This window comes from Pseudomonadota bacterium (genome assembly GCA_039193195.1).
Taxonomy (GTDB): domain Bacteria; phylum Pseudomonadota; class Gammaproteobacteria; order Steroidobacterales; family JBCBZW01; genus JBCBZW01.
On sequence record JBCCWS010000050.1, the window covers coordinates 36,813 to 44,170 of the forward strand.

7 protein-coding genes are annotated in these 7,358 nt (G+C 66.0%); 5 read left to right on the plus strand and 2 right to left on the minus strand.

What is annotated here, in order from left to right:
* Positions 1-119 precede the first annotated feature (119 nt).
* A complete protein-coding gene (locus AAGA68_23620) occupies positions 120-1,043 on the plus strand; it encodes a hypothetical protein (protein MEM9388065.1) in 924 nt (307 codons plus the stop codon).
* Positions 1,040-2,785 (plus strand): hypothetical protein, encoded by a 1,746-nt coding sequence (locus tag AAGA68_23625; protein MEM9388066.1) that lies wholly within the window; start codon positions 1,040-1,042, stop codon positions 2,783-2,785. Before AAGA68_23620 ends, AAGA68_23625 begins: the two co-directional genes overlap by 4 nt.
* Here AAGA68_23625 and sfsA read toward each other — a convergent pair.
* Positions 2,716-3,531: a DNA/RNA nuclease SfsA gene (gene sfsA / locus AAGA68_23630; GenBank protein MEM9388067.1), complete on the minus strand. Its 816-nt coding sequence runs from the start codon at positions 3,529-3,531 to the stop codon at positions 2,716-2,718. The two genes, AAGA68_23625 and sfsA, sit on opposite strands and share 70 nt — an antisense overlap.
* 138 nt (positions 3,532-3,669) lie before the next feature.
* On the opposite strand from sfsA, the gene AAGA68_23635 reads away from it, so the two are divergent.
* The 3 genes from AAGA68_23635 to AAGA68_23645 are packed head-to-tail and all read left to right on the plus strand — an operon-like array spanning position 3,670 to position 6,633.
* Positions 3,670-4,782, plus strand: coding sequence for a DUF3524 domain-containing protein (locus tag AAGA68_23635; protein ID MEM9388068.1), 1,113 nt, complete (start codon positions 3,670-3,672; stop codon positions 4,780-4,782).
* A 32-nt stretch (positions 4,783-4,814) separates the two neighbouring features.
* Complete coding sequence (soxC, locus tag AAGA68_23640) at positions 4,815-6,074, plus strand: sulfite dehydrogenase (protein ID MEM9388069.1); 1,260 nt, start codon at positions 4,815-4,817, stop codon at positions 6,072-6,074.
* Positions 6,061-6,633, plus strand: a complete 573-nt coding sequence (locus tag AAGA68_23645; GenBank protein MEM9388070.1) for a cytochrome c — start codon at positions 6,061-6,063, stop codon at positions 6,631-6,633. The genes soxC and AAGA68_23645 overlap by 14 nt, the downstream gene beginning before the upstream one ends.
* A 9-nt stretch (positions 6,634-6,642) precedes the next feature.
* Here AAGA68_23645 and AAGA68_23650 read toward each other — a convergent pair whose 3' ends face one another.
* Complete coding sequence (locus tag AAGA68_23650; GenBank protein MEM9388071.1) at positions 6,643-7,050, minus strand: DM13 domain-containing protein; 408 nt, start codon at positions 7,048-7,050, stop codon at positions 6,643-6,645.
* Positions 7,051-7,358: the final 308 nt, after the last annotated feature.

Genomic DNA, 7,358 nt, shown 5'->3' on the forward strand with positions numbered 1-7,358 from the left:
TATCGCCGGCTCAAAACCCGTCCGCCGTCCAAGCCAGGTGAGCTGTCCGATTTGGACCGACTGTCCGTCTGCTCCACCGAAGGGGTTTCTTTACCTCCTATCGGATAAGGAGTGCGCTCATGATCAGGTCCTGGACGACACCCGCGCCCTGGATAGGCCTCGCCGCTTGCCTGGGGTGGGCGGGGGGCGCCCTCGCGCAGGGCGCGTTCACCGCCTTCGAGTCCGGTCAGGTGAGACCCCTAGCCCTATCGGCCGACAGGGAGCGCCTCTTTGCCACCAATACGCCAGATAACCGTCTAGAAGTCTTCGCCGTAGAGGCGACGGGGCTGCGTCACCTGCACTCGGTGCCCGTGGGCATGGAGCCCATCGCCGTCGCGCTCCTTGAGGATCTGGACCAGGTGTGGGTGGTCAACCACCTATCGGACAGCGTGTCAGTGGTGTCGCTTGGTGAAGACCCTCCCCGAGTGGTGCGCACCCTACGCCTCGGTGATGAGCCGCGCGACATCGTCTTCGCCGGCCCCGACGGACGCCGCGCGTTCATCACCACCGCCCATCGCGGCCAGCACTCGCCCCTGCCCTATCGCCCCTTCGAGACCGAGGGCAGGGCCGACGTGTGGGTGTTCGATGCAAACGACGACCGCGATCAGCCCCTCACCATCGTCACCCTGTTCGGCGATACCCCACGCCCCCTGGCAGTCAGTGCGGATGGCGAGCGCGTCTACGCCGGCGTGCTGCACTCGGGCAACCGCACGACCGTCATCAGCCACGAACGCGTCGGTGGCGAGGGGCAGCTCGCACCGCTCACGAACGTGGAGGGACTTGCGGCTCCGGAGGTCGGACTGATCGTAAGCAGCGTGGGCGAGCGATGGCTCGACGCCGGCGGCCGCGACTGGAGCGATCTGGTGCGCGTCAGCTTGCCCGACTACGACGTCTTCGCGATCGACGCTAGTGCCGCCGTGCCCGTTGAAGTAGAGCGCTACTCCGGGGTCGGCACGACCTTGTTCAACATGGCGGTCAACCCGGCGAGGCGCGCCTGTACGTGACCAACCTCGAGGCTCGCAATCAGGTGCGCTTCGAGGGCCCCGGCGTACTCTCCGGCGGCGAGACCGTGCGCGGTCACTTCATCGAGAACCGCCTCACGGTGATCGACCTGGACGACCGCACGGTGCAACCGCGCCACCTCAATCGGCATATCGACTACGATCGATTCCCGGGCACCGAGAGCGAGCGCGAACGCAGCCTAGCGACCCCCCTAGCCATGGCGATCAGCGACGACGGCACCACGCTCTGGCTCGCCGGCATGGGCTCGGACAAGGTGGCATCACTCGACACTCAAGCCTTAGAAGACGGCACCTTCGTGCCCGACGAGGCCGACCACATCGAGGTCCCCGGCGGCGGCCCGACTGGACTGGTGCTCGACGAGAACCGACAGCGCCTGTACGTGCTCTCGCGCTTCAACAACGCCGTGGTCACCATCGACCTCGAGCGCCGACGCGCAATCCAGTCCGCGGCGATGTTCAACCCCGAGCCCACCGAAGTGCGCAACGGCCGCCGTTTTCTCTACGACGCGCGGCTGAGCTCCAGCCGCGGAGACTCTTCCTGCGCCGGCTGCCACATCTTCGGCGATCTGGACCAGCTCGCGTGGGACCTCGGCAACCCCGACGGCCTGGTCGAGGAGAACCCCAATCCGCCCGTGCCTACCAACGACGAGGTATTGCCCTTCCACCCAATGAAGGGCCCTCTGACCACCCAGACCCTGCGCGGCATGGTCAACCACGGCCCCATGCATTGGCGCGGAGATCGCACCGGAGGCAACGATCCGGACAGCGGCGACCCCTTCGATGAGCGCGCGGCCTTCCGCGCCTTCAACGGCGCCTTCGAGGGCCTGCTCGGCGCCACCGCGCCGCTGAGCCCCGGGCAGATGGAGGCCTTCACGGACTTCGCCTTGGCACTGGCTTACCCACCGAATCCGGTCCGCGCCCTCGACAACTCCCTCACGCCCGAGCAAGCGCTCGGCGAGGAGATCTTCCGCACGCGCATCGGCGGTCAAGGGGTGCCCTGCAACGACTGCCACACGGTGGATCCGGATCAGGGACTATTCGGTTCATCTCGCCTGACGGGGGGCCTGCGGGCCGGACAACCGATGAAGGTTGCTCATTTTCGCAATCTCTACACAAAGGTGGGCTTCGTCGGTCGTATCTTCTCCGTGCCACGGCCATCAGTGGGTGAGCAGATCCGTGGCTTTGGCTACATCTTTGACGGCTCCTTCGACACGCTACCCAACTTCTTGCTCAGCTTCTCTCAATTCGAGTCCCGCCTGGAACGCGAGGCCACCGCCGAGTTCCTCCTCGCCGTGGATTCCAACCTAGCGCCCATCGTCGGTCAGCAGATCACCCTGCGCGCGGACAACTTCGCCGAGGCGATCGCGGACTGGGGCCTGCTGCGCGAGCGTGCAGCCCTCGGCGAGTGCGATCTGATCGGCCAGGGGATCATCGATGGAGAAGCTCGCGGCATGACTATGGTGATGCCACCGGCTCGCTTCCGCTTGGACCGGGCGGGCGAAGAGCTTTCCCTGCGCGAGGTGCTGGAGGCGTCTCGCGCGCCTGGCAACGTACTCACTTTCACCTGCGTACCACCGGGCGCCGGCGTGCGAATGGGGATCGACCGCGATGAGGACGGCGTCCTCGACGGCGATGAGGTGGCGGTGAGGGCGGCCTACGGGGCAGTCGCCGGCACGGGGCCCCGTCGCTTCCAACCCGACGCTGCGTTCAGCGCCTCGCGATAGGGCGCTAAGGTCGCAGGATCATAGGGCCGGAGGTCGACGGGAATCGTGCGCACGAAGCGATAGCCCTCTAGGGTCGGATCGATCATGGCGGCGCGGAACTGTACTCCGGCCTGCGCCGCCCGCGTCGCAGCCGCGGCGAAGTCCGGATCGTGCAAGGCGCTCGGGCGCAAGCGCTGCGCGTCCGTGCGTTGCACGATGAAGAGCACGCTGGCGCGGTAGCCCTCAGCCACCTGGGCGGCGAGCTCATCGAGGTGCTTCGCAGCTCGCGCACTTACCGAATCCGGAAAGTAGGCGCACCCGTCCGGATAGACGAGGTGGCAGTTCTTCACTTCCACTAGGTGATCCGTCGCGCCGCGCAGCATCAGGTCGATGCGCGAGTTCTCGCCGTAACGCACCTCGCGCTGCAGCTTCCGGAAGCGCCGCAGGCCTGGGATCAGGCCATCGCTTACCAGCCCTTCAGCGATATGGTTCGGCACCTGCGTGTTGGCGCCGACCAAGCGACCCTCGAGCTCGAGCAGCTCCAGGGTCCAGCGGAGCTTGCGCTTCGAGTCCGACGGCACCGGCGAGATCCAAGCCCGCGCCCCCGGCACCACCAGGCCCTCCATGCGCCCCGGGTTTACGCAGTGAGCGAGGACGACCGTGCCGTCATCGAGCTCGACATCGGCGATGAAGCGGTCGTAGCGCGCCACTAAGCGCCCAGCCTGCAGAGGGACGTCGTGGGCGAGGAAGCCGGGTTCGCGCGTCACTGGCGGGTAGGTTCTCATCGCGGGGGGTGGGCGTGGCCGCATTAGACGGCACGGCGCGAGTGAAGTCGAGCGCGTCGCCCGATCCCGCTCACCGAGTACCATAGGCACGGTCTTGCGCTCAAACGGTGATCCCAACCTGTGCTTCGCGTGCTCTACATCGAACCCTTCGACGCCGGCTCCCACGCGGAATTCACGCGCGCGGTGACCACCGGCATCGAGGCGCGCTGGACTGTCCTATCCCTACCGGGCCGCCATTGGAAATGGCGCATGCGCGGGGCTGCCGTGCACTTCTCGCTCTCGCATGCGGATACGCTAAGCAAGCCCTACGACGTGGTGCTGGCGAGCGCCTTTCTCCCCCTCGCCGAACTGCGCGGCCTGGTGCCCGCCTTGAGCACCATCCCAACCGTGCTCTACTTTCACGAGAATCAGCTCGCCTACCCCGTGCAGCACGAGGCGGCCGATGGACGGGACCATCACTACGGTTTCACCCAGCTGGTTTCGGCCCTGGCAGCAGATCGTTGCGCCTTCAACAGTGAGTACAATAGGCAGTCATTCCTCGATGCCGGCCGCACGCTCCTCCAGCGCATGCCCGACGCCGTACCGCAGAACTGGATCGAGCGCTTGGAAACCCGCAGCGTAGTGACGGGCTATCCCCTGCGCCTAGGAGCATCCGGCGAAGTGACCGACGATCTGCCCGGCGAGCCGCGCGCCCTAGGTCCCGTGCTACTGTGGAACCACCGCTGGGAACACGACAAGGCTCCGGAGGTGTTCTTCTCGGCCCTCGCCCGCCTCCAAGCGCGCGGCGTGCCCTTTCGCGTCGCTGTCGCCGGCGAGCGCTTTCGCACCTCTCCTGCCATCTTCGAGCAAGCCCACAAGAGCCTTGGGAGTCGCGTGGTGCACTGGGGCTACCTGCCCTCCCGCGAGGCCTACGAAGCCCTCCTGCGACGCAGCCACCTGGCCGTCTCTACTGCGCGGCAGGAGTTCTTCGGCGTGTCCACATTGGAGGCCGTGGCCCACGGCGCGCGCCCCCTGGTGCCCGATCGTCTGGCCTATCGCGAACTCTACCCAGCGGCCTTGCGCTACCAGGACGACGAGCTGGCGAGCGCCCTCGAGCAGCTGTGCCGTGCGTGGGTACGCGGTGAGATCACCCTGCGCGAAGAGCGCCCCACCCTGATCGATCCGCAAGAAGCTCCGCGTTGCCTCGCTCGCCTGCACACGCTCCTGCGCGATCTCGCTGATCCGCCCGCTTGATCCACCCTCACCCCCTGTGCCAGCGTTACGTCATGGGGGATGAGAACGACACGACGTTGCCGCCTGGAGCCGGCAACGGTCTGATCGACCGGCGCACGCTACTCACGGGGAGCGTTGCCCTCGGGGCTGCCTTTTGCTTGCCGCGGACCCCCATGGCGCAGAAGCCCGATCCCATGCAGGTGCCCGGCAGCGGCTTCGTGACCTACGGCCACCCTTCGGTGCACGAGAAGCGCACGATTCGCTACTCATCGACCAATCCCATGGCGCCGGGTAACGGCATCTCCTACACGCCGCTGCACCGTTTGGAAGGCACGATCGTGCCGAACGGCCTGCACTTCGAGCGCCACCATAACGGTGTCCCCAACATCGACCCAGCCAGCCACCGCCTGACGATCCACGGCAAGGTAAAGCGCCCTCTCGCCTTCAGCATAGACGCCCTCCTGCGCTACCCGATGCACTCTCGGCAGTGCTTCGTGGAATGCGGCGGCAACAGCAATGCGGGTTGGAACGACGAGCCCCTGCAAACCGCTACCAGCAACATCCACGGCATGGTGGCGAACAGCGAATGGACCGGCGTGCCCGTCGCGATCCTCCTGGATGAGGTAGGCGTGGATCCCGCGGCTACCTGGGCCGTCGCTGAGGGTCGCGACGCCTTTGCCCTTGCCATGAGCGTGCCCGTGGCCAAGCTCAGCGACGACGCCATGATCGCGCTGTATCAGAACGGCGAACGCATCCGACCGGAGAACGGCTATCCCATGCGCCTGCTCCTGCCCGGCTACGAAGGCGTCACCCAGGTAAAGTGGCTGCACCGCCTGCAGCTCGCGGACCAGCCCGCCATGGCCCGCAACGAGACCTCCCGCTATACGGAGCTGCAGGCAGACGGCACGGCGCGCCAGTTCACCCTAGAGATGGAGGTGAAATCCCTCATCACCTCCCCGTCGACGGGCATGGTACTCGACGAGCGAGGGCTCTACGAAGTGAAGGGCTTGGCTTGGAGCGGGCGAGGCAGGATCGTGCGGGTGGAGGTGTCGGCCGACGGCGGAAAGAGCTGGGCCGAGGCCGCCCTAGACGGCCCCGTTCAACCTAAGTGTTTCACTCGCTTCCGCCTACCTTGGCATTGGCAAGGACAGGCGGCGGTGCTAAAGAGCCGAGCAACGGACGAAACGGGCGAGGTCCAACCGGAACGGGACGTGCTGATCGCCAAGCGCGGCAAGCACGGCTACTTCCACTACAACGCGGTGGTCTCCTACGCCGTCGACGAGGACGGGTTCGTCAGCCATGTGTACACCTAGGCGAGCCCGCGCGTGGATGGTGGGGCTGCTCTTAACCGCAGTAGTGCAGGCACAAGAAGGGCCGCCGCTCGGCCCGGGCCTTGGCCAACCGCTCGATGAACGCACCCTTCTCGCGCTCGATCGCACCGTGTTCCCCGACGGCACGGGCCTACCGCAGGGGAGCGGCGATGTCAGCCTAGGCGAGGCACTGTTCGCGGAACGCTGCGCCCACTGCCACGGTGAGGCCGGTGCCGGCGGCACCGCGCCGGAGCTGGCCTACGCCCAGATGCCCCTCGATAGCGAATGGCCGGATCAGACGATTGGCAGCTACTGGCCCTACGCCACCACCGTATTCGACTTCGTACGCCGCGCCATGCCGATGGAGGCCCCGGGATCCCTCAGCGACGAGCAGACCTATCACCTCACGGCCTATCTTCTGCACCTAAACGGTCTACATGAACGCGACGCGCCGCTCACCCGGCAAGTACTCATCACCCTGCGCATGCCCAACCGCGATGGATTCCGTTGGGTAGATGTGACGAAGCCGCCGCCCGAGGCTGATCGGACGACGGCGCCTTGAGCACTCGAGTCAGTTGAACTTCGCGTAGCCCAACTGCACTCCAAACCGCTCGCACCAGAGGTTCAAGCCCTGCAGATCAGCAGTGTCGATGCCTGCGGGCAGCTCGTAGACCTGCTCACCACGGTTGGAGGACAGGGGCGAGAACAGGCGCTTGGGCTTGCGCCGATCACGGCTGAAGCCGAGCTTCGGGTCCGGTGCACCGTCGAAGCGGAAGTCCTGCTGCAAGATCACGAGGGTGCGCCCGTCGCGCTCTACCACCCTCACTTCGCCGCTCGTGCTGTGCCGCGACCGACCTTTGAAGGAGCCGCTGTAAAGCAGGGTGTCATCGGCGGCAGCTGCCACCGTGGGGGCGACAAAGCCGCCGAGTAGAGACAGGAGCGCGATCAGGGCGCTGAAGCCAGTCGTCAGTTTGTGCATGCGTGTCGATCCTTACGTTCGGGCGCCTGGGAGCAGCGCCGGCTTGGCTTCTGAGTTGACGCCAACGGGAAATGCGTTACGCGCCGAAGAAGCCACAGAAAAAAAGAGCGCTCCGCGCGTAAGGCCCGGAGCGCCATCGGGAGTCGCGTCAGACTCCCCGGGGGCAACCTAGCCTGGATTATTCATGAGCCAAAAGAGAAGAAGGCCCTCGATGTGTTAGAAAGGTGTTACGACACAGCACTTTCGGACACAAAGAAGGCCTTCCAATGGACGACGTTACCACAGCGCAGGGTGCACTGTTCAACACA

What these genes read in the sequence shown, in the direction of transcription:
- AAGA68_23620 (MEM9388065.1), top strand. Translation starts at nt 120, where the DNA reads ATGATCAGGTCCTGGACGACACCCGCGCCCTGGATAGGCCTCGCCGCT.
- soxC (MEM9388069.1), top strand. Translation starts at nt 4,815, where the DNA reads ATGGGGGATGAGAACGACACGACGTTGCCGCCTGGAGCCGGCAACGGT.
- AAGA68_23645 (MEM9388070.1), top strand. Translation starts at nt 6,061, where the DNA reads ATGTGTACACCTAGGCGAGCCCGCGCGTGGATGGTGGGGCTGCTCTTA.
- AAGA68_23650 (MEM9388071.1), bottom strand. Translation starts at nt 7,050, where the DNA reads ATGCACAAACTGACGACTGGCTTCAGCGCCCTGATCGCGCTCCTGTCT.